Source organism: Algoriphagus aestuariicola (assembly GCF_017254835.1).
In the GTDB taxonomy this organism is placed as follows: domain Bacteria; phylum Bacteroidota; class Bacteroidia; order Cytophagales; family Cyclobacteriaceae; genus Algoriphagus; species Algoriphagus aestuariicola.
The window spans coordinates 769,010-793,848 of the sequence record NZ_JAFKCW010000001.1; the positions used below are offsets into that span (position 1 = coordinate 769,010).

The 24,839-nt window shown below is 47.2% G+C and carries 21 protein-coding genes; 6 read left to right on the forward strand and 15 right to left on the reverse strand.

The window, feature by feature from the left end:
- Positions 1 to 2 precede the first annotated feature (2 nt).
- Entirely contained in the window at positions 3 to 2,420 is a 2,418-nt protein-coding gene (tamL, locus tag J0A67_RS03240; protein ID WP_206567829.1) for a translocation and assembly module lipoprotein TamL, read from the reverse strand.
- Between the two features lie 19 nt (positions 2,421 to 2,439).
- On the opposite strand from tamL, the gene J0A67_RS03245 reads away from it, so the two are divergent.
- Positions 2,440 to 3,189 (forward strand): TrmH family RNA methyltransferase, encoded by a 750-nt coding sequence (locus J0A67_RS03245; RefSeq protein ID WP_206567830.1) that lies wholly within the window; start codon positions 2,440 to 2,442, stop codon positions 3,187 to 3,189.
- A complete protein-coding gene (locus J0A67_RS03250; protein WP_206567831.1) occupies positions 3,186 to 4,178 on the forward strand; it encodes a bile acid:sodium symporter family protein in 993 nt (330 codons plus the stop codon). Before J0A67_RS03245 ends, J0A67_RS03250 begins: the two co-directional genes overlap by 4 nt.
- A gap of 41 nt (positions 4,179 to 4,219) precedes the next feature.
- Here J0A67_RS03250 and J0A67_RS03255 read toward each other — a convergent pair whose 3' ends face one another.
- A complete protein-coding gene (locus J0A67_RS03255; protein ID WP_206567832.1) occupies positions 4,220 to 6,778 on the reverse strand; it encodes a mechanosensitive ion channel family protein in 2,559 nt (852 codons plus the stop codon).
- A gap of 192 nt (positions 6,779 to 6,970) precedes the next feature.
- On the opposite strand from J0A67_RS03255, the gene J0A67_RS03260 reads away from it, so the two are divergent.
- Complete coding sequence (locus tag J0A67_RS03260) at positions 6,971 to 7,525, forward strand: acetate and sugar kinases/Hsc70/actin family protein (RefSeq protein ID WP_206567833.1); 555 nt, start codon at positions 6,971 to 6,973, stop codon at positions 7,523 to 7,525.
- Positions 7,513 to 7,845 carry a hypothetical protein gene (locus J0A67_RS03265; RefSeq protein ID WP_206567834.1) on the forward strand — a complete coding sequence of 111 codons (333 nt, stop codon included), beginning with the start codon at positions 7,513 to 7,515 and terminating at the stop codon, positions 7,843 to 7,845. The genes J0A67_RS03260 and J0A67_RS03265 overlap by 13 nt, the downstream gene beginning before the upstream one ends.
- A gap of 27 nt (positions 7,846 to 7,872) precedes the next feature.
- Here the strand turns inward: J0A67_RS03265 and J0A67_RS03270 are convergent, their stop codons facing one another.
- The 10 genes from J0A67_RS03270 to J0A67_RS03315 all read right to left on the reverse strand — a co-directional run bounded on the left by J0A67_RS03270 (position 7,873) and on the right by J0A67_RS03315 (position 16,502).
- Positions 7,873 to 8,133: an acyl-CoA-binding protein gene (locus J0A67_RS03270; RefSeq protein ID WP_206567835.1), complete on the reverse strand. Its 261-nt coding sequence runs from the start codon at positions 8,131 to 8,133 to the stop codon at positions 7,873 to 7,875.
- A 125-nt stretch (positions 8,134 to 8,258) separates the two neighbouring features.
- Positions 8,259 to 9,545 carry a citrate synthase gene (locus J0A67_RS03275; protein WP_206567836.1) on the reverse strand — a complete coding sequence of 429 codons (1,287 nt, stop codon included), beginning with the start codon at positions 9,543 to 9,545 and terminating at the stop codon, positions 8,259 to 8,261.
- A gap of 249 nt (positions 9,546 to 9,794) precedes the next feature.
- The gene (locus J0A67_RS03280) at positions 9,795 to 10,217 is read right to left on the reverse strand and encodes a BrxA/BrxB family bacilliredoxin (protein ID WP_206567837.1); all 423 of its coding nucleotides are present in this window, start codon (positions 10,215 to 10,217) and stop codon (positions 9,795 to 9,797) included.
- 25 nt (positions 10,218 to 10,242) lie between these two features.
- On the reverse strand, positions 10,243 to 10,581 hold the full coding sequence (locus tag J0A67_RS03285) for a DUF59 domain-containing protein (RefSeq protein WP_206567838.1): 339 nt from the start codon (positions 10,579 to 10,581) through the stop codon (positions 10,243 to 10,245).
- A gap of 3 nt (positions 10,582 to 10,584) precedes the next feature.
- Positions 10,585 to 11,016: a SufE family protein gene (locus tag J0A67_RS03290; protein WP_206567839.1), complete on the reverse strand. Its 432-nt coding sequence runs from the start codon at positions 11,014 to 11,016 to the stop codon at positions 10,585 to 10,587.
- Positions 11,013 to 12,236 (reverse strand): cysteine desulfurase, encoded by a 1,224-nt coding sequence (locus J0A67_RS03295; RefSeq protein WP_206567840.1) that lies wholly within the window; start codon positions 12,234 to 12,236, stop codon positions 11,013 to 11,015. Before J0A67_RS03295 ends, J0A67_RS03290 begins: the two co-directional genes overlap by 4 nt.
- A gap of 9 nt (positions 12,237 to 12,245) precedes the next feature.
- Positions 12,246 to 13,514: a Fe-S cluster assembly protein SufD gene (sufD, locus tag J0A67_RS03300; protein WP_206567841.1), complete on the reverse strand. Its 1,269-nt coding sequence runs from the start codon at positions 13,512 to 13,514 to the stop codon at positions 12,246 to 12,248.
- 17 nt (positions 13,515 to 13,531) lie between these two features.
- On the reverse strand, positions 13,532 to 14,296 hold the full coding sequence (gene sufC / locus J0A67_RS03305) for a Fe-S cluster assembly ATPase SufC (RefSeq protein WP_206567842.1): 765 nt from the start codon (positions 14,294 to 14,296) through the stop codon (positions 13,532 to 13,534).
- A gap of 45 nt (positions 14,297 to 14,341) precedes the next feature.
- Positions 14,342 to 15,787: a Fe-S cluster assembly protein SufB gene (sufB, locus tag J0A67_RS03310; RefSeq protein WP_206567843.1), complete on the reverse strand. Its 1,446-nt coding sequence runs from the start codon at positions 15,785 to 15,787 to the stop codon at positions 14,342 to 14,344.
- A gap of 241 nt (positions 15,788 to 16,028) precedes the next feature.
- Entirely contained in the window at positions 16,029 to 16,502 is a 474-nt protein-coding gene (locus J0A67_RS03315) for an Lrp/AsnC ligand binding domain-containing protein (protein ID WP_206567844.1), read from the reverse strand.
- A gap of 620 nt (positions 16,503 to 17,122) precedes the next feature.
- Here J0A67_RS03315 and J0A67_RS03320 point away from each other — a divergent pair.
- Together J0A67_RS03320 and J0A67_RS03325 are read left to right on the forward strand one after the other, a co-directional pair.
- Positions 17,123 to 19,042 (forward strand): M14 family metallopeptidase, encoded by a 1,920-nt coding sequence (locus tag J0A67_RS03320; RefSeq protein WP_206567845.1) that lies wholly within the window; start codon positions 17,123 to 17,125, stop codon positions 19,040 to 19,042.
- Positions 19,043 to 19,051: 9 nt separating this feature from the next.
- On the forward strand, positions 19,052 to 21,880 hold the full coding sequence (locus J0A67_RS03325; RefSeq protein ID WP_206567846.1) for an alpha/beta hydrolase family protein: 2,829 nt from the start codon (positions 19,052 to 19,054) through the stop codon (positions 21,878 to 21,880).
- Between the two features lie 56 nt (positions 21,881 to 21,936).
- Here J0A67_RS03325 and J0A67_RS03330 read toward each other — a convergent pair whose 3' ends face one another.
- The 3 genes from J0A67_RS03330 to J0A67_RS03340 all read right to left on the reverse strand — a co-directional run bounded on the left by J0A67_RS03330 (position 21,937) and on the right by J0A67_RS03340 (position 24,839).
- Positions 21,937 to 22,671 (reverse strand): LytR/AlgR family response regulator transcription factor, encoded by a 735-nt coding sequence (locus tag J0A67_RS03330; RefSeq protein ID WP_206567847.1) that lies wholly within the window; start codon positions 22,669 to 22,671, stop codon positions 21,937 to 21,939.
- Positions 22,668 to 23,747, reverse strand: coding sequence for a sensor histidine kinase (locus J0A67_RS03335; protein ID WP_206567848.1), 1,080 nt, complete (start codon positions 23,745 to 23,747; stop codon positions 22,668 to 22,670). The genes J0A67_RS03330 and J0A67_RS03335 overlap by 4 nt, the downstream gene beginning before the upstream one ends.
- Positions 23,748 to 23,849: 102 nt before the next feature.
- Positions 23,850 to 24,839 carry a Kelch repeat-containing protein gene (locus tag J0A67_RS03340; RefSeq protein WP_206567849.1) on the reverse strand — a complete coding sequence of 330 codons (990 nt, stop codon included), beginning with the start codon at positions 24,837 to 24,839 and terminating at the stop codon, positions 23,850 to 23,852.

The window sequence follows — 24,839 nt, forward strand, 5'->3', positions numbered from 1 at the left end:
GGTTAGAAGGGATATCCAATCCCAAAATTAAGTACTGTCTGGCCTTTTACCCCAAACGGCCGCTTGAAATTGATGTTGTCCAGCACCCAGCGCTGACCTTCGGGCTTCGACGGATCTACTGCTTTGGTTGCTAGGTCAAGTCGGACGACGAGAAAATCGAAATCCATTCTCAAACCAAGCCCGGTGCCCACGGCGAGTTCTTTGTAGAAACGGTCGTACCTGAAATCAGCCCCAGGCCTAGCGGCATCGTAGCCGATTACCCAGCTGTTTCCCACATCCACAAACAGCGCCATGTCGAAGTAGCCAACCAGTTTCCTTCGGTATTCGAGCATGCTTTCCAGGATCATCTCGGCCGGTTGTTCGTTGGTGTAGTCATACTCACCGCCTTCGCCAGTTTCCGGGACGTAGCTGCCTGGTCCAAGCCGTCGAGCCTGCCATGCTCTGACACTGGTACCGCCGCCTGCGAAGAAGTATTTTTCGTAGGGAAGGATGCCGGCGCTGACGCCGTAGGGTCTGGCCCATCCGAAATTGAGCCGGTAGGCAAACTTCTGGTCCTCATCCAGCGGGTAGTAGCGCCTAAAGTCTATCTGGGTCTTTACCCACTGGAAGTTCGCGTATTCGATACCCGGCTCGCTGTTGCTTCTGACGTCAAAGAAGTTGAGGGAGGTTCCACCGCTTTCTGCGAAAAGCCGGAGCAGAGAGGCTTTGCTTGAAGTGAAATCACCGTATTTGTTGAAGTTGATGACCGTCTGCCCAGAGATGCTGCTGATGAAAGAAGGCAGGAATGACCAAATCAGGTTGTTGCCTTCATTTTGCAGGTCTTCCAGTATGTCCAAAAACTCCTGCTGAAGCTTTGGTGTCCGGATATAGCTGATGTCTGCTGCGTTCAGGGTATAGTGAATGCGATTCGTAGAGGTTGCCCAAGTGTAGGACAAAAGGCCATTGACCGCATTTCTGGTGTATTCGGGGCGATTGGTGTAGATATAGCTCAGCCGGGTTCGTGTATTGGGATTGTAGCGCCCGTATTTTTGGAGAGATCCTGGCGCGAACGGAATCAGAAACCGTGGAAAAATAACCGTAACACCCGTGCTGACTTCGGAGCTTTGGTAGACCCCCTGTCCTGTGGCCGAGGCGACCCCTTCCAGTCCCGCCCGAAAGTTGAATTCGAGGATTTCACCCGCCCTGAAGAAATTTCTGTTTCTGAGCGAGGTACTGAAAAATGGTCCCGGCAGCTGCTCTGTGATGGTCATGCCGAGCTGGTTGGTCAACTGGTATTTTTGGTTAGGCTGGGTGAAAATATTGGCATTGAGGGATGTGCCCAATGTATCGAATGTAATGTTGACAAAGCGGAACAGGTCGAGATTGCTAAGCTGACGCTGGGTTTCGATCGCTGCGGTGCGGCTATAAGGCTGGCCGGTCTCCAGGAAGATCCTCGATGCGAGCACTTTTGCAGAGTAGCGATCCCTATAGAAGGAAAAGTTGACGTCCCTAAACCGCTCCTGTACCCGTCGATCGGCAAATTCGTTGCTCGGTGGGTTGATCCGAAAGACGATAGAGTCGATGGTGTAGACTTCGTGTTTGTCGGTAAAAGTCGGCTTCTGGATCACTTGCTCCAGATCTATCGTCTTGGAGGCGGTGTCCTGATAAGCGATATAGTTGATGTAGGACTTCGAAAACATGTAGAAGCCGTTGTTCTTCAAGAGCTCTTCGATCCGGTTTCTTTCCATCACGATGTTGTCTTGGATATAAAGATCTCCCTCTGACAAGTGGGAATCTTCGGAACGTTGCTTTAGCAGTTTGATTATCTCCGGATTGTCAGACTTGGTGTAGACCGAGTCGATGATGTAGGGAGCCCCCTCGGAGATTCTGTAGGTAACGAAAGCCTTCTTTTTTTTGGTCTCTACCTCAAAGCCAACTTTTGAGTCAAAAAATCCATTGTTGGCCAGATATCCTTTTAGGTTACTTACTGTAGTTTCCGTCTCAGCGCTGTCTAAGACCACCAAAGGGTTCCCGGTACGCATGACTGCATTGCCAAATTCCAATTTTTTCTCCAAGCTCTCGATTTTGGAATTTAGCTTGTCTTCTTTTTTCCTGAGCTTCTTGTCCTCCGGCAGCGAGTCCCTGGCGCTTTCGATCGCGGCGAGCTTTTCCTCGGCGGTCTCCAGTTTAGTTGCCACTTTGATGCTGTCATAGAAGTTTCTTCCTATCCTATAAATGGTCACCCCTAGCGAGCTTCCCAAAAATCGGGTGTTGGGTTCCTGCTCGATCAGTCCATAGAGTTCGTCTTTCTCGGATTTTTGGATGCCTTCGATGTTGTTTTCGTAGACGGCGTATTGTCCTTCCTGGAGGTCTTTGGTAAGTGAACAGCCGATGCAAATCCCGAGGAGAGCGATAAAAAGTATATATTTGGACGATTTCAAATCGGAATAAGCTGAAGGGATGCTGAGCAAAAATACGGTTAAGTTTATTAAATCCTTACATCAAAAAAAATACCGAAGCGAGAGCGGAAGGTTCTTTGTAGAGGGTGAAAAAAGCGTTTTGGAGGTATTGCAGTCGGATTTTTTGGTAGATCTTCTTGTGGTAACGGAGGCTTTTGAGGAACGGTATTCTGACCTGTTGAGATCCTTTGGCGGCCAGCTGATACTCGCCACCCAAAATCAGCTGGAGGATTTGGGGCAATACCAATCCAACGACTCCGCATTGGCTGTAGTACAGATGAAGCCAAACTCGCCCTTTGAGCCAGGCGACGAACCCCTCATCTTGGCGCTGGACGATGTGAGAGACCCAGGTAACCTTGGCACAATCATCCGCGTGGCAGATTGGTATGGCATCGGCAAGTTGGTATTGTCTCCGCAGACCGCGGAGTTTTATAATCCCAAGGTCATCCAATCCACGATGGGTTCATTTACCAGAGTTCGGTTTTTCTACGAGGACTTAGAGACTGTATTCGACCGCTGGAAGCTTCCTGTCTATGGTGCATTTCTGGATGGTGAAAACGTTCATTTTCTCCAAAATCCAACTCCGGGAATCCTCCTGATGGGCAATGAGTCCAAGGGGATTTCTGCACGCCTTGAGCAAAAAGTGACTCAAAAGGTGACAATTCCCGGGTCAGGGAATGCTGAGTCCCTCAATGTGGCCGTAGCCACGGCCATCCTCTGCGACAACTTCAATCGGCTGATCGGCTCATGACGGGGAAGTTGGCTCAAACGCTCCAGCGGGTTGGCATAAACGGGTTTTTACTCGGGCTATTTGCAGCAATAGGTTTGGCGGCGATCTTTCCTGAGGTAGGAGCTGCCGATTCTGGAATTCCCTGGAAACCGGCGATCAATTTGGGCATTGCCTTTGTTTTCTTTTTCTACGGAGTCAAATTGGACCCGGTCCAGCTCAAATCTGGACTTTCCAATTGGCGGCTCCATTTACTCATACAGCTTTCCACTTTTCTGATTTTTCCGCTTGTAGTCTACCTGCTTCTCCAGGTTATGCCTTGGATTGATCCTGATTTTAAGCTGGGAATCAGTTATTTGTCCGCCTTGCCGTCTACCGTCAGTGCTTCTGTGGTCATGGTGTCAATCGCTGGGGGCAACCTGGCAGGGGCTATTTTCAACGCCAGTATTTCGAGTCTCTTGGGAGTGGTTTTGACTCCTGCTTGGATGGGTTTTCTTGACGGTGGTGTTGCCGGGGAAATTGATTTTTGGTCTACACTGGGCGAACTCACGATGAAAGTGATCCTGCCGGTTACGCTAGGGGTTTTGGCTCATGGTATCTTGTTTCCAAAGCTGCGGACTATCCTTCCCAAACTCAAATATGTCGATCAGACGGTGATCATGATGATCGTCTTTACCTCGTTTGCAGAGTCCTTTTCGCAGAGGATTTTTTCTGCCTATCAGGGCTCTACGCTTCTTTCGGTGAGTGCGACAATGCTGGGAATTTTTGTTTTGATCTGGCTTGTGTTGGAGCTGATTAGCAGATTTTTGGGATTTTCTCTCCAAGACAGGATCACGACGCTTTTCTGCGGATCCAAAAAATCGCTAGTGCATGGCGTCGTAATCGGGAAGGTAATTTTTCCGGATGCGGCGGTTTTGGGTTTGGTCTTGTTACCGGTGATGTTATATCACATTCAGCAGCTCATTCTTGGAAGTATAATAGCGGGCTACTTCGGGAGGAAAAACCCGCGGTGAACGTGTGTTTTTTTTTTACTTTTTATCCCTTTAGCTTGAAACTATTCCGGTTTGTCAGTTTCTTTTGGATCCGCTACTTCAGGAATTGACTTGAGGTAAAGGTCTCGTTGTGGGAAAGGAATTTTGATTTTATTTTCCTTGAAGATTAGCGTGATCTTGCTGATCAATTCGCCCCTAACAAAAGGATAGTCCATATAGTGGGTCAACCAAAACACCACCTCCAGGTCAATGCTGCTGTCGGAAAACTCCAACGGAACGACTCTCGGTGAGGGATTCTTTCGAATTCTATCCTCCTCGCCGATGATTTCCTTTAAAAGTCTGATTGCCAACTCTAGATCAGTGCCGTAGGAGACTCCGACCACTAGTGAGAGCTTTCGCCCTTTTCCCGTCGTCCAGTTGACCATCTGCTTACTGATCAAGTCGCCGTTGGGGATCACGGCGGTATATCCCTCAAACATGTTGACCACGCTGCTGCGAAAGCCGATGGATTTCATCACACCGGGTTTTCCTTCGACCTCGATCAAATCGCCGACTTTCACCGTGTTTTCAAATGCGATGATTAGACCACTGACTAGGTTGTTTACCAAACCTTGCAAGCCTAAGCCAATACCGACCGATAGTGCGCCCAAGATAATGGTGATCTTGTCAAGAGGAATTCCTGAAGCGGCGAATGCCAGAAAGAGACCTAGAGATATGATGAAGATCTGTACCAGCAATAGCCAGCTTCCGAAACTAACGCGAGTCCTTTTTTCATCGGATATGCTTGCCTCCGGCTCTGCCGAAAAGATGGACAAAAGCCGTGAGAGCATTACCGAGACGAATAAAATGATCAAGAATACAAAGAGTCCATTGATTGAGAACTGATAGGATCCGATCATTCTCTCCTCAGTCAAAAACGCGGTAATTGACTCCGAAACTTGGGTAAAGCGATAGAAGTTTTTGCCTACCAAGATTCCCCAACCGACGATCAAAAAGGTATAGAAGATCCCAGGGGCCTTGTTTCCAAGCTTGTTGAAGTTGATGAAAAACAGTTCTCTTTCTTGATTGTGGTAGATCTTGCTGGCTATAGAAAGTCCTTGGTTGACAAGCCGTACCGTCCATAGCAGTAGTATTCCAATCACGATGCCGATATAACCCGCCAAAAGGAAGGATTTCGACAGATTGAATCGGCCAGTGAGATTCAATACCAAAGAAATAAACTCGAAAAGGCCCATCAAATAGATAAAAAAGACGATCCGCTTCTCTTTGAGTTGATTCGTTTGCCTTTTTGAAATAGTAAAAATAAGAAACAGGATCCCAAATAGAGACAGTCCAAGCATTAGGTAGCGCTCTGTGTCTGTAGGAAGCAGGATCATATTGACAATTCCAGCTGCCAGAAAAATCAGCACCGTAAATGCCCAAAAAAACATCCAGAATCGATTAAGGTAGCCGATGAAGATGAGGGTAAGGGAAAATGAAGCAACCAGCCAAATTAGCCAGTAAAAAATAAACGGGGGATTCAAAAAGAAGAATTGAAAGAAGCCAAGACCGATGACCAAGGCGGATAAAAAGGGCGATCTCAACACTATTTTCCCGTCGTCGTGTTCGTCGAGATCATGGAGTTGGAGGGTTCTCTTTTTGAGGTTTGCCAAGAAAATCCAGCTCAAAAAGACCAGAATACTCAGAATGACCAATCTTGGTAAATGAAGTTCGACGTAAAAACCCAAGGCATACCTTTCCTTCGCAAAAGAATATTGAACGGCTTCTGCAAGGGTTCTGGTGTAATAGGTGTTGCTTTTGTCAGTGGGGATTTCGTTTTCCAAGTTTAATTCATTTAGCCTTCTTCTGGAGGTCTCTACGTTTTCTACCCTACTATTCAGCTCGAACACCATTGCATTGATCGTAGTCTGAAGGCTATCAAGCTTATTGCCGAATGTCTTGAGCGTGTCCTCTATGGGCTTTATTTCTTTTGAAAGTTCCACCAGTAAAAAGGCATATTGCCTAACCTGAAGGGAATCGGAAGGAAAGAGATACAGGTCTTTCTCTGCGTAAATGGAGTCAATCTTGTATTGAGATTTTCTAAAGGTGGCAGCAAATTGATCGACCTTTTCTTTTTCCACATTCAATTCATCCAGCATTTCCCTGAATATGGATGAGGATACTGTGAGGTTTCGTTCTGTTTGGAACTCTTGCTGGTCTGAGGAGATCCCTTTGAGTACAAAGGGGATCAACTCCTGAAAACGAGCCAGCCTTATTTGGATTTGATTGTAGGCAATTCCCTTGGTCAGTAAGCCCTTCAGCTTGAAGTTCTCATTCTTTAGATAAGAAAGCAGTTGATGTTGACGAAGATAGGCTTGTCGATTTTTTAATTTTTCCTGACTTTTTAGATATTCTATTTGTCCAGCTTGCTGGATGCGCTGTATAAATTCCGACTTGGTGGTGTCTGCTTTTTGAATTGAGTCATTTACTGCGGGTTTTTCCGAAACCCGAGAAGTATCGTTTTGCTGACTTAAAACTGGCGTGAGAAAAAACGAAAAAGCCAAGATAAAAAGAGCGGCGTTTATAACTATTGGCAGACCGGCTTTGGCTATTGTAGACTCTAGAACAGTGGGCTTATCCATCTTAAAATCGGCTTGCGAATCTTCCAAACTAAGTAAAACAGGGACAACAACCAAAAGTACTAGCTTGAGGTTCTTTTTAGTGTTTTTTGGAGTGAGTGTATTTGCAAAAACATCGAACAACTTCGTATTCTTACCGAGAGGTTTATTTGGGTGTTTTTTATTATTATTAATTACTCAAAAAATATAAACGTCATGAAACAAATAGTAAGATTTTGCTTGTTGCTGTTGTTTGTTTGTCTCGGGTTCGCACTGCATGCACAAGAAAAAAATGATGTTTTGGTTCTTTTAAGCGGAGAAAGAAAGGAGGTCAAAGTAACCGGAGTCAACGATACCCATGTCAAATTCAGGTATCCTGGCGAGGAGTTTGATAACGAAATCTCCAAAACAACACTAGCTCAGGTTGAATTTGGTAGCGGGAGAGTGGAAAAGTTTGGAGATTCCACACCCGTAGGCGCGACGCCGATCAAGGCTGTTGGTTCTGACAATCATGGAAGTGCTCCTGATCGCCATAATAAGATTGCGGTGTTGCCTTTTGAATTTGTCTCCAATGATCCGGGGATGTCTCCCGAATCGATGAGCAAGGTAGTGCAAAATGCAACTTCGAATTTCGTTAAGAACGATTATCGGGCGTTGACCCTGCAGGATCCGATGACTACCAATGCGATTTTGGCTAAAAACAACATTGATCAAATATATCGGGGTATACCCCCGATGAACTTGGAGAAATTCTCGGAGTGGAATATGTGATTTTTGGGACTGTCAATATCACCAACAAGGGAACGTCTACCTTCGGATCTGCCGGAACGACCTATAAGGAAAAAGAAACCAACACCTATTCGGGCAACAAATCGGAGGACAGAACCAAGGGAAGCGGCTATACGACCAGCAGCTCATCAACCACCATCGAATATGATACCTCCGTGGACTTTCGGATGTTTAATGATCGGGGAGACAATTTGTATAGTGAATCCCGGCATGTGTTTGGTACGTCAATGGATTCTTACAAGGGAGGCATTGAGTACATGGTAAAGAGAACGCCATTTGGATCGAAATATGGGAAGAAGTGAAAGCAGCCCCTCGTTTGGTTTTTTTTTTTAGATATACTTTTCCGCTAGTTTCTCCACGAGTCCCATGTATTCTTCAGCAGCTTCGGCTTTGCTTTTTCCCTTGAAGGCCAGCCAGCTATTATACTTGGCCGCTGCTTTAAAGTCAAATCCTCCGGGTCTTTCAGCCTCATTATCGCCTTCGGTGGCCTGCTTGTAGAGACCGTATAATTTTAGCAATTCTTCTGTGCTTGGTTTGGATGTAAACTTCTGGGTCAGTGCTACTGCTTCTTCAAGCTTTGATGGTTTCATATGAGGCAAATTTTGAACGGGAAATATTCAAAAATCGAGGCCTATTTCCAATACGCTTGGTATCATTCTATACAAAAAAAGCCATTCCAGATCGGAATGGCTTTCGATACGAGAAAATGCGTGCCTTATCGTTTGTTGATAAATACATAGTCACGCTCCGTGGCGCCCACATAAACTTGTCGAGGTCTTCCGATCGGTTCCTTGTTTTCGCGCATTTCCTTCCACTGAGCAATCCAACCTGGCAGTCGACCTAGTGCAAACATGACCGTAAACATATCGGTAGGAATACCTAAAGCCCTGTAGATGATGCCGGAATAGAAGTCCACGTTAGGATAGAGTTTTCTGTCGATGAAATATTGATCATTCAGCGCAGCGTATTCTAGTTCTTTTGCGATTTCGAGTACAGGATCTGTCACTCCCAATCTGCTCAAGACCTCATCCGCGGCTTGCTTGATGATCTTGGCTCTTGGATCAAAGTTTTTGTACACCCGGTGGCCGAAGCCCATCAAACGGAATGGATCGTTTTTGTCTTTTGCCTTGTCAAGGTATTTTTTTGCATCGCCGCCGTCTGCTTTGATTGCTTCCAACATTTCGATCACGGATTGGTTTGCACCACCATGAAGAGGGCCCCAGAGCGCATTGATCCCGGCAGAGATGGAAGCGTAGATTGAGGCTTGTGAGGAACCCACCATGCGTACGGTGGAAGTAGAGCAATTTTGCTCGTGGTCCGCGTGAAGGATCAGCAGCTTATCCAGCGCAGTGGCTACAATAGGATCTGCCTCGTATGTTTCGGCAGGTAGCGCAAACATCATCTTCAGGAAGTTGGAGCAGTAGTCAAGCGAGTTGTCCGGATAGTTCACCGGATGCCCCATCTTGTTTTTGAAAGCCCAGGCCGCAAATGTCGGCATCTTGGCAAGTAGCCGAACGATGCTTAGGTTGACTTCTTCTTCGCTTTGGTTTGGATTGAGAGAGTCAGGATAAAACGCAGATAAGGAGCAAATCAAAGAGGAAAGCACGCCCATTGGGTGTGCATTGGAAGGGAAACCCGCCAAGATCTTTTTGATGTCTTCGTGGACCAGGGTATGGAGGGTGATTTCCTTGGTGAATGCGTCGTACTGGGATTGGGTGGGGAGCTCTCCATAGATCAAAAGATAAGCTACTTCCAGAAAAGTGGATTTTTTCGAAAGTTCATCGATTCTGTATCCTCTGTACCTCAAAATTCCCTCTTCACCGTCAAGAAAGGTGATGGCACTTTTGGTTGCGCCTGTGTTTTTGTATCCCGGATCCAGGGTGATCAGTCCAGACACATCGCGTAGCTTGCCGATTTCGATTGCACTTTCATTTTCAGTACCTGTGATCACAGGGAATTCATACTCCTGTCCCTTATAGGACAACTTGGCGGAATCAGACATATATCGTTTTTGGATTACGTATTTTTAGTAGAAAACATCAAAAGACGCCCTTAAGTTAATAAAATCGAATGTTTTTTAAGGATATTATTATAGCGGTCGGTTGTATATTATTTCGGAAGCGATTTCGTAAATGTTTTTTGCCCCCTGATTTTTAATTGGCAAATGATTTTCTGCCTGGGAGCTTGTGCTTCCAAGCGAGCCGATTCTTTCTGTACCGGGGTAAAAAAAAAGCCCAGAAGGGCCTTTTTTTCAATCACAGAAATGCTCGAATACTTCCACCAGATGGTCGCCGATCATCTTGGCATTTCTACCTTCGATGTGGTGGCGCTCGATGAAGTGAACCAGTTCCCCGTCCTTGAATAGGGCCATGGCAGGAGAAGAAGGGGGATAGGGAAGTACCAATTCTCGGAATTTAGCAACTGCATCGCGGTCATTGCCTGCGAATACCGTAGCAAGTGTGGTAGGTTTTTTTGGGGAATTCTCCACTGCATATCGCACGCCTGGTCTAGCAGCTCCGGCCGCACAGCCGCATACGGAATTCACCACTACCAGCGTGGTACCTTTGTGGTTTGGACCCAGATGTTCCGCTACCTGCTCTGCAGTGCGGAATTCCTCGAATCCAGCGTTGGAAAGTTCAGCTCTCATAGGAGCGATTAGCTCTTCAGGATACATATTGTTGTGTTTTGATTTTTAGGTTTTATAGAAATCCAAGTTCGAGTTTGGCGGCTTCGGACATCATGTCTTGGGAATAGGGAGGGTCGAAGGTTACTTCTACTTCCACATTATTTATCCCCTGAATCTGCTGGATCTTGTCTTTGACTTCAGTGGGTATGTACTCGGCAGATGGGCAGTTGGGCGAAGTCAGCGTCATCAAAACGTACACGTTGTTGACAGGGTATACTGTGATCTCGTAGATCAGTCCCAAATCATACACGTCCACGGGGATTTCCGGATCGTAGACCTGCTTGATCGCCATAATGACCTTGTCTCTTAGGCTGGTTTCTTGTCCATTTTGGGAGGTGTTGCTAGTTTCCATTTTTCAGGCGTTTTGCTTGGTTTGAAACGCAAACGCGTACAGCTTCATTTGCTTGATCATCGATGCGAGGCCGTTTGACCGCTGACTGCCGATGATGCTACCCATTCCGATTTTCTCGATGAAATTCAACTCTGATTCCAAAATTTCCTCAGGGCTCCGGTCGTTCAGTACTCGGATCAAAAGGGAAATCAAGCCTTTGGTGATGTCGGTATTGGAGTCGGCTTGGTAGTGTACCTTTCCTCCAACCTCATCGGCTATCAGCCAAACTTTGGATTGGCACCCCTTGATGAGGTTTTCCTCTTTCCTTTCTTCTTCAGGAAAAGATTCAAGCGAGTTGCCAAGTTCCATGATGTAGAAGATAGTCGACTCCTTGTCATCGCCAAGGATTTCAAATTCGGATACGATCTCTTCTTGTGTTTCTTTGATGCTGCTCATTTATTCTTGAATCTCGCGATTTTGGCGATACCCTCCGCCAGTTTTTCGACTTCGTATTTGGTATTGTAAACCGAAAAGGAGGCCCTAACGGTTCCTTCGATCCCGAATCTTTTCATCAGTGGTTGGGTGCAGTGATGGCCAGTCCGGACGGCGATCCCATTTGCGTCCAGCATTTGGCCCACATCAAAGGGATGCATGCCGTTGATGTTGAAGGACAAAACCGAGACTTTGTCCTGCGCTGTGCCCACGGGTATGAAGCCCTTGATGTCCCGAGTCAGTTCTTCGGAGTAGGCCAGCAGTGCGTCCTCGTGGCGCTTGATTTCGGCTTTTCCCAGGGAATTGACAAAATCCAATGACGCCTTGAAGGCGATCACATCGGCAATATTGGGGGTTCCCGCTTCAAATTTGAAGGGGATGTCATTGTACGTCGTTTTCTCGAACGTGACCTCTTTGATCATTTCCCCACCGCCAAGAAAAGGAGGCATGGATTCCAGAATTTCCCTCCTTCCGTACAATACTCCCAATCCGGTCGGGCCGTAGATCTTATGGGCGGAAAAAGCAAGAAAATCGCAGTCCAACTCCCGCACATCAATCATAAGGTGTGAAGTAGACTGGGCTCCGTCTAGCAGGACTTTTGCACCCACTTTATGTGCGGCATCGATGATTTTTTTGACGGGGTTGATCGTTCCAAGTGCGTTGGAAGCATGGACGATGCTGACCAGTTTGGTTTTGGGAGAGATGAGTTTTTCGAATTCGTCGAAGAGAATTTCCCCAGCATCGTTGATTGGGATGACACGGAGAATGGCACCCTTTTCCTCGCATAACATCTGCCAAGGCACGATGTTGGAGTGGTGCTCGAGTGTGGAGATGATGATTTCATCATCTTTTCCGATGAATCTTCTCCCAAAAGTCTGGGCTACGAGATTGATGCTTTCGGTAGTTCCTTTGGTAAAGATGATCTCCGCCGATTCACCCGCGCCAATAAAATCCCGTACAGACTCCCGAGTCTCTTCATAGTATCTAGTGGCACGGTCAGCCAAGGCGTGGGCGCCGCGATGGATGTTGGAATTGTCCAGCTTGTAGTAGTTGGTCAATGCATCCAATACGGCTTGGGGCTTTTGAGTGGTGGCGGCATTATCAAAATAGATCAAGGGCTTGCCGTGCACTTCCTGGTGAAGTACAGGAAACAAGCCCCTGATCTGTTCGATGTTCAAACTCATTGGTTGGGATTAAAATTTACTTCCCAGTCGCTCTTGGATGAGAGAGTCGCAGTATTCGCGGAAGCTTTCAGTCTCAATTTTTTCCAAGACTTCTCCGGCAAAAGCATAAAGCAACAAACCTTTTGCTTGGAGTTTGTCGATTCCTCTTGTCTGAAGATAAAATAAGGCTTCTTCGTCCAGCTGGCCCACGGTACAACCGTGGGAACACTTCACGTCATCTGCCCAAATCTCCAACTGGGGCTTAGTGTTGACAGTCGCATCTTCCGACAGCAGAATGTTGTTGTTCTGTTGGAAAGCGTTGGTTTTTTGCGCGTCTTGGCGAACGAATATTTTCCCATTGAACACTCCTCTGCTTTGGTCTGCGAGGATGCCTTTGTACAACTCGTTGGATTCAGCATGGGGGATGGTGTGGTCCACGTTCGTGTGGTTATCCACGTGGGATTTGCCATTGAGGAGGTAGATCCCGTACATGTTTCCCTCGGAGTTGCTTCCTTTCAGGTTGAGGTTCAGGTTGTTTCTAACCATGTCTCCCGAAAGGGAAATATTTACGGAACTGAATCTGCCGTCCTTTTGTATGTCCGTTTCTATCGTGCTGACCTCAATGGCATTTTTGCCTTCATTTTGCAGTCTATAGTAATGGATCTGGGAGTTGATGCCTCCTTTCACCTCCACTACTTCGTTGACAAAATAGGTCGATTCTCCCACACTGACCGTCTGGTCAATAAAGGTTACTTCGGCAAAATCGCCCACTTCAATCCAAACGCGCGGCTGGATCACCTGGCCTTCGTTTGCTTCGTCAAAAGACAAAAGAAGGATGGCCTTGTCTACCTGTGTTTTTTTTGGGACGGAAATGAAAAGTCCATCTTGGAACGAAGCTTGGTTTAACGCCGCAAAGACGTCTTTTTTCGGGTTGGCTATCGAGCCAATGGGTAAATCGGCCTTTTCGGAAATCAAAGAAACTTCAACTTCATCGATTTTGGAGGATAGTCCTGGAATGAACTGCCCGTTGGAAAACACTAAAACGCTTCCTTCAAAACCTTCGTGGACCGCCGCTTTCACTTGCGCATCGGTGAGAGGTAGCGGCTTCGCAGTAGAGAAGTCTGTCAGATTTTGCTCAAGCTTCTTACTGATGTTTGTAAACTTATATTCTTCGGCTTTTACGGCAGGAAGTCCCTGGAAGACATAAGCTTCTTTGCCCGTTGCCCGAGCCGAGGCAAAGTTGTTTGGAGCGGCTTCGATCAGGCTGCTGAACGTATCTTGTTTGGTCAAGGTACTCATGATTGTTGGGTTAGAAATCAGACGGTGGCAGCGGAATCAATCTCATCCTTGATCCAATCGTAGCCTTTTTCCTCAAGTTCCAAAGCGAGTTCTTTGGTGCCTGATTTTACGATTCTGCCCTTGTATAATACATGTACAAAGTCGGGCACGATATAGTCGAGCAAACGCTGGTAGTGGGTCACTACGATGGTCGCGTTTTTGCCTGATTTTAGTTGGTTTACTCCATTGGAGACAATCCGAAGTGCATCAATGTCGAGACCGGAATCAGTTTCGTCCAAGATGGACAGGGTCGGCTCGAGCATGGCCATCTGGAAGATTTCATTTCTTTTCTTTTCGCCGCCAGAAAAACCCTCGTTCAGTGATCTGCTGAGCAGTTTCTGGTCGATTTCTACCAGTTTCATCTTCTCCTTCATCAAGGTCAAAAACTTCACGGCATCCAGTGACTCTAGGCCTCTGTACTCCCGTACTTGGTTGACCGCAGTTCTCAGGAAATTGGTGGAAGAAACTCCCGGGATTTCCACAGGGTATTGGAAAGCAAGGAAAACGCCTTCTCTGGCGCGGTCTTCTGGAGCGAGGTCCAACAGATCTTTCCCTTTGAAAGTCACTTCACCTTCGGTTACTTCATATTCTTCACGACCTGCGAGTACAGAAGCCAAAGTTGACTTTCCGGAACCGTTTGGTCCCATGATAGCATGTACTTCACCAGCCTTTACTTCTAGGTTAATTCCTCTCAGGATTTCATTTCCCTCGATCGATGCGTGCAGATTTTTTATTGATAGCATGATTCTAATTTTTCAATTTCTATATTTTCCAATCTTCCAATTGGATTAACCGACGGAACCTTCCAGCGTCAGTGCCAGCAGTTTTTGCGCCTCCACGGCAAACTCCATCGGTAGTTGGTTCAAGACTTCTTTTGCATAGCCGTTCACGATCAGCGCTACTGCATCTTCAGTTGCGATTCCACGCTGGTTGCAGTAGAAGATCTGATCCTCGCCGATTTTGGAGGTAGTAGCCTCGTGCTCCACTTTGGCGCTTGAATTGTTGATGTCGATGTAGGGAAAGGTATGTGCCCCACATCGATCACCCATCAAGAGCGAGTCGCACTGGGAGAAATTCCTGGCATTGTCTGCGCGCTTCATTACCTGCACCTGACCTCGGTAGGAGTTTTGTGATTTCCCGGCGGAAATACCCTTGGACACGATACGTGACTTGGTGTTTTTCCCGATGTGGATCATCTTTGTTCCGGTGTCTGCCTGTTGGTAGTTGTTTGTTACCGCTACGGAGTAGAACTCGCCGATGGAGTGGTCTCCTTTCAGAATGCAGGAAGGATATTTCCAGGTCACCGCAGATCCGGTTTCGACCTGGGTCCATGAGATTTTGGAGTAGTCTCCGGCACAGATCCCTCTTTTTGTCACAAAATTATAGATTCCTCCTTTTCCATCTTTGTCTCCTGGAAACCAGTTTTGCACGGTGGAGTATTTGACCTCAGCATGGGAAGCTGCGTGGATTTCGACTACTGCAGCGTGGAGCTGATTCTCGTCACGCGAAGGCGCAGTACATCCTTCTAAGTAGCTGACATAGGATTCTTCGTCTGCTACGATGAGTGTTCTTTCAAACTGGCCAGTATTGGCAGCGTTGATTCGGAAATAGGTGGAAAGCTCCATGGGACATCTGACACCCTTGGGGATGTAGCAGAAAGAACCGTCGGAGAATACCGCGGAATTCAACGCGGCGTAATAGTTGTCGGTCATTGGGACCACCGAACCCAAATATTTTTTGACGAGTTCCGGATGCTCTTTCACTGCCTCGCTGAATGAGCAGAATATGATTCCCAACTTAGAAAGCGTGCCTCTGAAGGTCGTCGCCACAGAAACGGAGTCAAGGACGGCGTCTACGGCGATGCCTTGAAGCCTTTTTTGTTCATTGAGGGAAATGCCCAAACGTTCGTAGATCGCGATCAATTCAGGGTCTACCTCATCCAGGTTTTTGGCTTTCTTTACTTGCTTGGGAGCGGAATAGTAGCGTAGCGCCTGGAGGTCGATTTTCGGATAGGTGACGTTGGCCCACTCCGGCTCAGTCATGGTCAACCAAGTGCGGAAGGCCTTCAGTCTCCACTCTAGGAGCCATTGAGGTTCTTCTTTTTTAGTAGAGATCCAACGAATAATGTCTTCGTTCAGGCCAATCGGAGCCTCATCGGCTTCAAAATTGACTGACCAGCCATGCTCGTATTCTTTGGAGGTTAGTTCTTCTAAAATTGAGTTGTCTTTGCTCATGGGCTGAGTTATTTAGACTAATTATATTTTGACTGCGAAGGTACAACATATAATTAAAATAATATGTTCGCAGCCATTTGAAATATCTATGAGTGATGGGAAAAGCAAATGGAATATGCCTCAAAAACGCTTGATTTTCAATAAAAGGCCTGATAAAAATAAAATCCGGCCGCAGCCGGAAATCATCGGTTGGACAGATGCCAAGCGCAAAATCATTTATTTGTTTTTAATCTAAATAGAGCTATTTCTCCTTGTCGAAAAACTGTATGGGCCTGTTGATACTCTCTTCTAAGACAATCAAAGTTTCGGTGCGGTCAATCCCGTCTACTTTTTGGATTTTGTCCAAAACGAGTCGAAGGTGGTTGGTGTCCCGGCAAATGATTTTGGCGAAGATGGAGTAGTTGCCGGTGGTGTAATACGCGCTCACGACCTCCGCGATTTCCTTCAGTTTCTCTATCACATTGTCATAGAGGGAGCTTTTCTCAAGATAAATTCCCAGGAAAGCGGAAATGTCATAGCCCAATTTTGAGAAATCTATATTGAGTGTCGCGCTTTTGACGATTCCCATATCCTCCAGTTTTTTCATCCTCACATGGACGGTTCCCGAGGATACAAATACCTTCTTGGCAATTTCTGTATATGGGGTTTTGGCGTCTTCGTTGAGTAGCGAGATGATTTTGAGGTCTATGTTGTCGATATCTAAAATTTTGTCCATTTTCCTATAGAGGATTTAGATGATTGTTAATGAAGGATGCGGTAAATTAGAGATTGTTCAAAATATTGCAAAATTTTTTTTTCAATTTGTAATTAATGCCAAAATCCATTTACTTTGGGCGTATCAAATAAATGCAATTGAAAATTTGGTTTAGCTTACGTTGGTTTACAGATAAATCTGACAACATTTAAAAAACCAAACAATTGGTATTCAGATCGAAACTTTTAATCTCTAAAGTTATATTTGGGTTTATATTCTGAAAAGGGTCTTGCCAGTGGCGAGACTTTTTTGTTTAATCGGCTTGGTTTCTATCGGACAAAAAAATGCGCTTCAAATTCCCAAAGGGCGGTTTTTGGGTTTGCATTTGGATTGACGCCGACCCTGAGCCTCCTTTCCAAAAATGTTAATGGACACCCTTGTAAGGCTTATTCCGAGCCGAAAACAGTCCTGTTGGTTGTGTACTCCAAGGTAAACCAATGCAGCGCTATTGCATTTACTTTCCGGAAAAATTTGGAATGACTGTCTGAAAGTGAACCGGCGGAGATGCCTGTCTTTTTTTTTAAGCGGTGGCATGTGCTGTTTGGAGCATGCTTATTTTTAAGCAACCAACCGCCCATCTTATGAGAAAATCCACTCTTTTGATCTTGGCTTGCCTTACCTCAGGTATGGCCTCTGCCCAGGTCAGGTCATTTGAAGCTGCGAAGCTTTTCCCCGAGAAAAACGAAAAAGCGAAATTTCATACTGTTTCCGGAGAAAGACACGGCCCATCTTTTTTCAAAAAGTTTCAGTTTCCAGAAGTGGAATATACTCCGGGTGAAGCGCTTTCTTTCGACAAGTACCATACGGTAGAAGTCATGTACCATTGGTACGAGACTTGGGCAAAGCAATATCCCGACATTGTTGACCTTTACGTAATAGGCCATTCTTTTGAAGGCAGGCCTATATATCAGATGACTTTGACCAATAAAAAGACTGGCAAAGACACCGATAAACCAGCTGCCTATTTTGAAGGAGGTAGGCATTCAGGCGAAATTACCTCCAGTGAATCGATCCTTTGGCTGACGCAGCATCTCTTGGAAAGCTATGGCAAAGACCCGGAAATCACCGCACTCATCGACTCCAAGGCGATATATCTCCGTCCCCAAAACAATCCTGATGGTTCCAATCTTTATCTCTACACCGAGCAAAGAAACCGAAGCACGGTAAGGCCAACGGACAATGATAGAGACGGCCTATTGGATGAGGATCCTGAGGAAGACATGGATGGAGATGGAGTAATTTACCAACTTCGAAAAAAGGCTGTCACCGACGAGGAAAAGGAAAAGGCAAACTTCATTATAGATCCAAAAGATCCCAAGGCGCGCCTGATGAAGCGGACCTTTCCAGGAAAAGGCGAATACCTCATGTATACCGAGGGATACGACAATGATGGAGATGGCAGCTACAACGAGGACGGGATCGGAGGACTGGATCTCCATCGAAACTATCCGGAAAACTGGAGGCCAAACTCCGGAGGAGACCTCACTGGCCGTGGATATACGCAAGGCGGGGCAGGCGAATACCCGCTAAGCGAACTTGAAACCCGGTCGACAGCACTCTGGATGCTAAGTCACCCAAACATTTCCGTAGTCAACTCCATGGATACTCGGGTGCCTATGCATCTCCGCCCACCTTCTACCTCAAAAAGTGAGGAGCGAATGTATCCAGAGGACTTGGCAATCTATAAAGAGATGGATCAATTGGGACTTTCTTTTACCGCCTATCCATGGGCCGGGGATGTCTATGAGACCTATTCCACACGCTACAAGGTGAATTCTATGACAGGTGATCCTCTGAAGCCCGAGCCGCTTTTTGGACACGGGCCAGATTTCGGATACTTCTACTATGGAAGCATCTGGTATGGGGACGAGCTTTGGAACAACGGCGCCATGAAGGACTACGACGGGGATGGCGTCTACGACGAATACGATGGATTGATGTGGGATGATGAGGCCAACGGAAGCAAGGGCTTCAAGCCATGGTCCCCTATCACCCATCCCGTTTTGGGAGAAGTGGAAATAGGCGGCTTTCATCCCAAGTTTTTTGGGCAAAACGGTCCGCCTTGGCAGCTGGAAGATTGGGCGAAAAAGCAGGCGCTGTTCAATCTAGCCATGGCTAAAAAATTGCCCCAGATTTCCATTTCGGACCTGAAGGTCATTAAGCTTTCCGACGGAGAATTTGAAATCTCGCTGGAATGGAGCAACACAGGCCAGCTGCCGGTGGCCCTGGAGCAGGCCAAACTTGTCAAGATCGTGCAGGAAGACCGGGTTTCGTTGGATTTTGACAAAGAACTAACCAAAGGCTATGAAGATGCCAAAGTGAAGATCACTACGCCAAGCCTATACGACAAGACTATCTACGCCGGATACACAGGAGTGGGAGAGAAGAAGACGGCTACGTTTCGCGTCAAGGTAGAGGGAGACGAATCTGTCAAAGGCAAGATCAGACTTTCTTCTACCCGCGGAGGCTATTTCGAAAGAGAATTTACCTTAAACCAATAATTGATTACGATGAATAAGAAGTACAGGATTTGGCTGAGTCTGGCCTTGCTTTTTGCGGCGCAACTGGGTTTTGCACAGCAGAAAAGATCCCTGACCCATGCCGACTACGACGGATGGGAGAGCCTCGGCTCAGAACGGATTACCAAAAATGGACAGTATGTTGGCTATCAGATCAGCCCTCAGGACGGCGATTCGCGCCTAGAGATTTTTCCCTATGCCAAGCCTTCGAGCAAGACGATCATCCCGCGCGGTGTGGGATTTTCATTTTCCGCGGATGGCGCTTTCGCGGTCGGGAAGATCGCACCGCAAAAGGACTCCGTCCGCGTCTTGAAACTGCAAAAGAAAAAAGCCGATGATTTGCCAAAGGACAGTCTGTTTATCCTTCAGCTTCCCTCCGGGAAAATCGAGAAGCTTGCCCGCGTCAAGTCCTTTTCCATTCCTTCGGAAAAAGGCAGTTGGATAGCCGTGCATTTTGAAAAAGAGCTGGCCAAAAAACCGGATCCTACCGACACCGTCAAGTCAGATTCCACCAAAAAAGCCGAAAAGCCGAAGAAAACCGATGGAACCAAGCTTTTGGTACGCTCGCTTGATGGGTCAAAGTCTTGGGAGTTTGACCGCGTGAAATCCTATGGCTTTTCACAAAATGGGGATTTTCTCCAGTATACTCTTGCGGAGGAAGACACGCTGGATAACGCTGCCTTGCATGTATTGGATTTGGCCACAGGCGAAAGCAAACTCGTGCATGAAAAGATGACGGCTTACTCCGGCCTGACCTTTTCCCCTCAGTCGAAATTTCTTAGTTTCATCGCTACCGATGACTCGGCTAAACACAAAAAGCCGGAGCACAAGCTTTTTTTGTACCAAATCTCCTCTGGATCCATAGCTCAGGAAGTTGGCAAAACGACCGCTGGAATTTTGGAAAATGGGCGGATCAGCCCGGACAGGAATCCGAGGTTTTCCGAGGACGAGAGCAGGATGTTCTTTGGGGTTGCCAAGGACTACTTGGATTTTGCCTACGAAGACGATACCACCATCTTGGACGATGAGCGGGTAAGCTTGGATATTTGGGGTTGGCAGGATGCAGAGATCCAGCCCATGCAGCTCAAAAACAAATCCCAAGAAGAAAAACAAAACTATCTGGCATTGATGGAAACGGGATCGGGAAAGGTCATCCAGCTGGCCACTCCTGAGCTGGAGAATGTCTGGCTGGAAAATAAGATCACGCAGGACGTCGCGTTGGCTTGGACGGATCAGGCCTATCGAAGAAATTTCAGTTGGGATATACAGACCGGCAGAGATGTGTATTGGGTGGATATGAAAACCGGCAAGTCCAACTTGATCGAGAAAAACGCGTCGGGAAATCCACGGCTATCTCCCGCGGGAAAATATGCCTATTGGTATGATGGTAGGGACAGCTCCTGGGTGTCGTTTGATCTGGCAAGTAGCAAGAAGATCAACTTGACCATGGCACTGCCTGTTGCCTTTTTTGAGGAGCTCCATGATTCCCCTTCATTGCCGGGAAGCTATGGGGCAGAAGGTTGGCTGGCTGACGACTCGGCTATCTTGATCAACGACCGTTATGATATTTGGAAGATTGACCCCCGTGATCCGACGTCAGCGGTTAATCTTACATTGGGGGAAGGCAGGAAAAAGCAGCTTACCTTCCGCCGGGAAAGCTTGAAGCCCGACGAACGTTTCATCGATACCAAAGAACCGCTGATTCTCTCTGCATTCAATGAAGTGACTAAGGAAAACGGTTATTTCTCCACAAGCTATGAAGGGAAGTCCGCTCCAAAGGTTCTATTGATGACTGCTAACCGATATTACGGCCTGACCAAAGCCGAGGAATCTGCGGAGGCGATGGTAAGGAGAAGCACTTATCAGGAGAACCCCGACCTTTTCCTTACGGATCTGACCTTTAAATCCCTGACCAAAGCCTCGAATCTCAATCCGCAGCAGAGCCAAGTGAAATGGGGAAGTGTGGAGTTGGTGAATTATCTAACGTTGGATGGCGATGAGCTGCAGGGATTGCTTTTCAAGCCGGAGGGTTTTGATCCTGCAAAGAAATACCCGATGATGGTGTATTTCTATGAACGAAATAGCGACACTTTCCATAGCTATCGCGCTCCTGCGCCGAGTCGCTCCACGATCAACATCCCCTATTTCGTAAGCAATGACTACCTGGTCTTTGTGCCGGATATCAAATATAAAATCGGGCTTCCCGGCCAGAGTGCGCTGGAGTGCATCGTGCCCGGAGTGCAGGCTGCGATCGCAAAAGGAGGAGTGGATACAGAGAATATGGCCATCCAAGGCCAAAGCTGGGGCGGATATCAAGTGGCCTACCTGATCACCCAAACAAATATGTTCAAGGCTGCGGGTGCAGGTGCGCCGGTTGTCAACATGACGTCTGCCTACGGGGGAATCCGCTGGGGGACAGGTATGAGCCGAATGTTCCAATACGAGCAAACCCAGTCCAGAATCGGAGGTACACTTTGGGAAAAGCCTATGTACTATCTCGAAAATTCGCCGCTCTTCATGATGGATAGGGTGGAGACGCCTGTGCTCATCATGCACAACGATGCAGACGGAGCAGTGCCTTGGTATCAAGGAATAGAAATGTTTATGGCCCTGAAGCGTCTGAATAAGCCTGCTTGGTTGCTTCAGTACAATGGCGAAGACCACAACCTGACTCAGCGAAAAAACTCAAAGGATCTTTCTATCCGGCTCAGTCAGTTCTTTGACCATTACCTGAAAGGCGCTCCCGCGCCGCTCTGGATGACGGAAGGCCTGCCAGCCGTGGAAAAAGGCAGGACACTCAAATACGAGCTCGGTAACTAAAGAAAAAGCCCCGAATTCCAGCGAATTCGGGGCTTTATTCAAATCATGGGCCCTTGTCAGGTATTCCCATTGACTACCAGCTCATAAAAGAAATCCTTGAAGCTATCGCCGATCAGGAGAAATTCCTCCTTGGCCTTCATCTTGACTCGATTTCGGCTGATGTTCTCTATTTTGTTTATGGATACGATGTATCGCTTGTGAATCCTTACAAATCCCTTGGAAAGCAAGACAGCTTCGTAGTGTTTGATGCTGTTAAGCGTGAGGAGAGGCTTCGACTCATCGATGAGGTGAATTTTAACGTAGTCTTTATAGCCTTCCAAGTAGGCGATGTTTTTTAGATCCACTTTGATGGAGGAGTATTCCGCCTTTACGAAGATGTAGTCAAGTCCCTCGCCCAGGGGCGCAAATCCTTGTGACAGCGAAGATTGGTTTGGCAGCGCCTTGTTGAGCAGCTTGCTGATCGCCTGGAAAAAACGCTCAAAGCTGATCGGCTTAAGCAGGTAGTCGACCGCGTTGATCTCAAAGCCTTTGACCGCAAAGTCGGCATAGGCAGTGGTAAAGATGACCGGGGGTTTGAAAGGGAGGTTTTCATAAAAGGCGATCCCATTGATGTCCGGCATATTGATGTCCAGAAAGATCAGATCCACACCCTTGGACATTAGCATTGGCATGGCCTTAAGCGGGGAGTTGAAGCTGCCCACATGCTCCAAAACTGGAAACTTGGTGATGTAGTCTTCCAATACCTCGATCGCCAAAGCCTCGTCGTCTATGATAATACACCTATAGTTCATTTTTTTATCGCCAAGAAAGTTTTGAACAGGCTGTTTTCAATCTTTTGGGTGAAGCTGTACTTGCCTGGATAGCTGAGATCCAATTGTTTTTCCAGGTTTTTGTTTCCTAGTCCCTTTTGCTCGGTTTTCGGTTCTATAGAGGCTCTGCGATGGATGCTGTTGACGACCGAAAACCTGACCTCCCGATCGTTTTCCTCGAGTGAGATCAGGATAAATGATGGCTGGACATAGCTGATGCCGTGTTTGAAGGCATTTTCCACGATTGTCATCATCAATAAGGGGACAATGGGATAATCGGCGTTTTTTACATAAACCGTAAAATTGATGTTTGGCCCGTTTTCCTCCGAGAACTTCAGTTTCTCGAGATTGATGTAGTTTTTGATAAAGGTGATCTCATCGCCTAGGCTGATCTTGCTCTTGCCAGATTCATAGAGTACGTGTCTGAGTAGATCCGACAATAGCAGGATCGCGCGAGTAGTGTCCTCGGACTTTTTGCGGGCAAGCGAGTAGATATTGTTGAGGGAATTGAGCAAAAAATGCGGATTGAGCTGGTTTTTGAGAAAATTGAGATCGGCTATGGCTTTTTGTTTTTCCATGGCATCGTTTCTTTTGCGCTCAGAGTCATACAGGAAAAGCAGCTCGAGCGTGGTGCCCAAACCCAAACCAAGCAAAAGGCGCAGATAATCCGGGAAAAAGAAAAAGAAACGAAACCTTTGCCAATCGATCACTCCATCCCCGGGGCCCGGTAGTTTTTCCCGTACTGGCCGCATCCGAAATTCTTCGGAAGGTCTGTTTGGGGGCGGGCTTCCAGTCAGCGGCAAGGCGATGAAGGTTGCGGACATCAGTAGGATGCCTAGCGAATAGGCCCTGTAGTTTCGGCGGTAGACGTAGCTTGGGATTAGCCAAAAAATATTTGCCAAGTAAAAGATGGTCAGCACCGAGTAGGATACCAGCGGGTTGACCGGGGGATAAAACCGTTGGTTTTGCTCAGCAAATAAATACAACAGGGCCGGCGAGACGAGGATTCCTATGATCAGGAAGTGAACGATGCCCTTTAGGATTTTGTGTTTGTCCATGGCCGGACTGTTTGATAGGAGTGGCAAAGGACGGGACTTCTGCACTTTCTTATTGGGAAGCCCCGTCTCGATTTAAGATTCTTTGGCTTTGTTTAACGACTTTTAATCCTCTTCATCATATTCCTCAAAAGGACGGAACTCATAGATGTCGTCAAATCGGAGACTGGAATTTCGGCCCAGCAGGACGAAAGCCCGGTCATTGGCATAGAATACCGAGGCGCCTGTGCGTAGTGTGCCTTCAAAGGCCGTCCTCTCCTCCCAGCTATCGAGGGACGGGATATACTCCCAAGTCGTACCCAGCAATTGACCATTGGAACCCAAAGTCACGTAGCCATATCCGCCCAGTGCAAAGGCTGCCGCTTCGCTCCGGGACATGGTATAGTCGTCTTCCTCGTCTAGCGCGGTCTTTTGTGTCCAGGTGAGATCTGTGCCATCCAAAGCCCAAAAGTCCGATTGGTACAGACCGTTGTTGATACCGCCACCCAGATAGGCCTTTCCGTCGAGGACGAAACAAAAGGCACCTTGTCTTTTCGCGCCGCCAAAGCTGGATAGGGCGGTCCAGCTTTTGGAACCCGGATCGTATTGGAAAAAGTCCTTTTGCTCACTCCCGTCAAATCCGGTTCCTACATAGCCGCGTCCGTTAAGCCCAAAGGCAAGGGCATTGTAGCGCGCGGTGCCGGGGAACGACTCGATTTGGTTCCAGGAATTGTTTGCCGGATCGTAGGACCAGAAGTCCGATAGACGGTTTCTCCCGTCATAACCAGTGCCATAATAGGCAATCCCATCGATGGTAAAGGCCACAGCATTGCCTCGTGCGGTACCGGGGAAATCAGCTCTTTTTGTCCAAGCGTCTGTATTTGGATCATATTCCCAAAGGTCATTGAGGTAGGCGTCTCCGGTATATCCTCCTACTATAAAGTGCCTTCCATCGATGGTGAACGCTGAGCTGTTGGCCCGGTTGCTGCCTTCGAAATAGGATCTTCGGATCCAGTTACCTGTATCCTCTTCGGTATCATCGCTGCTTACACAGGAAGAAAAAATCACCAGGGTGAGCGCCAAGGTAAAACCCAGCAGTTGGTTTGTACTTTTCAT

Coding starts and splice junctions, on each gene's coding strand:
- J0A67_RS03245 (WP_206567830.1), top strand. CDS start 2,440: ATGCTGAGCAAAAATACGGTTAAGTTTATTAAATCCTTACATCAAAAA.
- J0A67_RS03250 (WP_206567831.1), top strand. CDS start 3,186: ATGACGGGGAAGTTGGCTCAAACGCTCCAGCGGGTTGGCATAAACGGG.
- J0A67_RS03255 (WP_206567832.1), bottom strand. CDS start 6,778: ATGGATAAGCCCACTGTTCTAGAGTCTACAATAGCCAAAGCCGGTCTG.
- J0A67_RS03260 (WP_206567833.1), top strand. CDS start 6,971: ATGAAACAAATAGTAAGATTTTGCTTGTTGCTGTTGTTTGTTTGTCTC.
- J0A67_RS03270 (WP_206567835.1), bottom strand. CDS start 8,133: ATGAAACCATCAAAGCTTGAAGAAGCAGTAGCACTGACCCAGAAGTTT.
- J0A67_RS03275 (WP_206567836.1), bottom strand. CDS start 9,545: ATGTCTGATTCCGCCAAGTTGTCCTATAAGGGACAGGAGTATGAATTC.
- J0A67_RS03280 (WP_206567837.1), bottom strand. CDS start 10,217: ATGTATCCTGAAGAGCTAATCGCTCCTATGAGAGCTGAACTTTCCAAC.
- J0A67_RS03285 (WP_206567838.1), bottom strand. CDS start 10,581: ATGGAAACTAGCAACACCTCCCAAAATGGACAAGAAACCAGCCTAAGA.
- J0A67_RS03290 (WP_206567839.1), bottom strand. CDS start 11,016: ATGAGCAGCATCAAAGAAACACAAGAAGAGATCGTATCCGAATTTGAA.
- J0A67_RS03295 (WP_206567840.1), bottom strand. CDS start 12,236: ATGAGTTTGAACATCGAACAGATCAGGGGCTTGTTTCCTGTACTTCAC.
- sufD (WP_206567841.1), bottom strand. CDS start 13,514: ATGAGTACCTTGACCAAACAAGATACGTTCAGCAGCCTGATCGAAGCC.
- sufC (WP_206567842.1), bottom strand. CDS start 14,296: ATGCTATCAATAAAAAATCTGCACGCATCGATCGAGGGAAATGAAATC.
- sufB (WP_206567843.1), bottom strand. CDS start 15,787: ATGAGCAAAGACAACTCAATTTTAGAAGAACTAACCTCCAAAGAATAC.
- J0A67_RS03315 (WP_206567844.1), bottom strand. CDS start 16,502: ATGGACAAAATTTTAGATATCGACAACATAGACCTCAAAATCATCTCG.
- J0A67_RS03320 (WP_206567845.1), top strand. CDS start 17,123: ATGAGAAAATCCACTCTTTTGATCTTGGCTTGCCTTACCTCAGGTATG.
- J0A67_RS03325 (WP_206567846.1), top strand. CDS start 19,052: ATGAATAAGAAGTACAGGATTTGGCTGAGTCTGGCCTTGCTTTTTGCG.
- J0A67_RS03330 (WP_206567847.1), bottom strand. CDS start 22,671: ATGAACTATAGGTGTATTATCATAGACGACGAGGCTTTGGCGATCGAG.
- J0A67_RS03335 (WP_206567848.1), bottom strand. CDS start 23,747: ATGGACAAACACAAAATCCTAAAGGGCATCGTTCACTTCCTGATCATA.
- J0A67_RS03340 (WP_206567849.1), bottom strand. CDS start 24,839: ATGAAAAGTACAAACCAACTGCTGGGTTTTACCTTGGCGCTCACCCTG.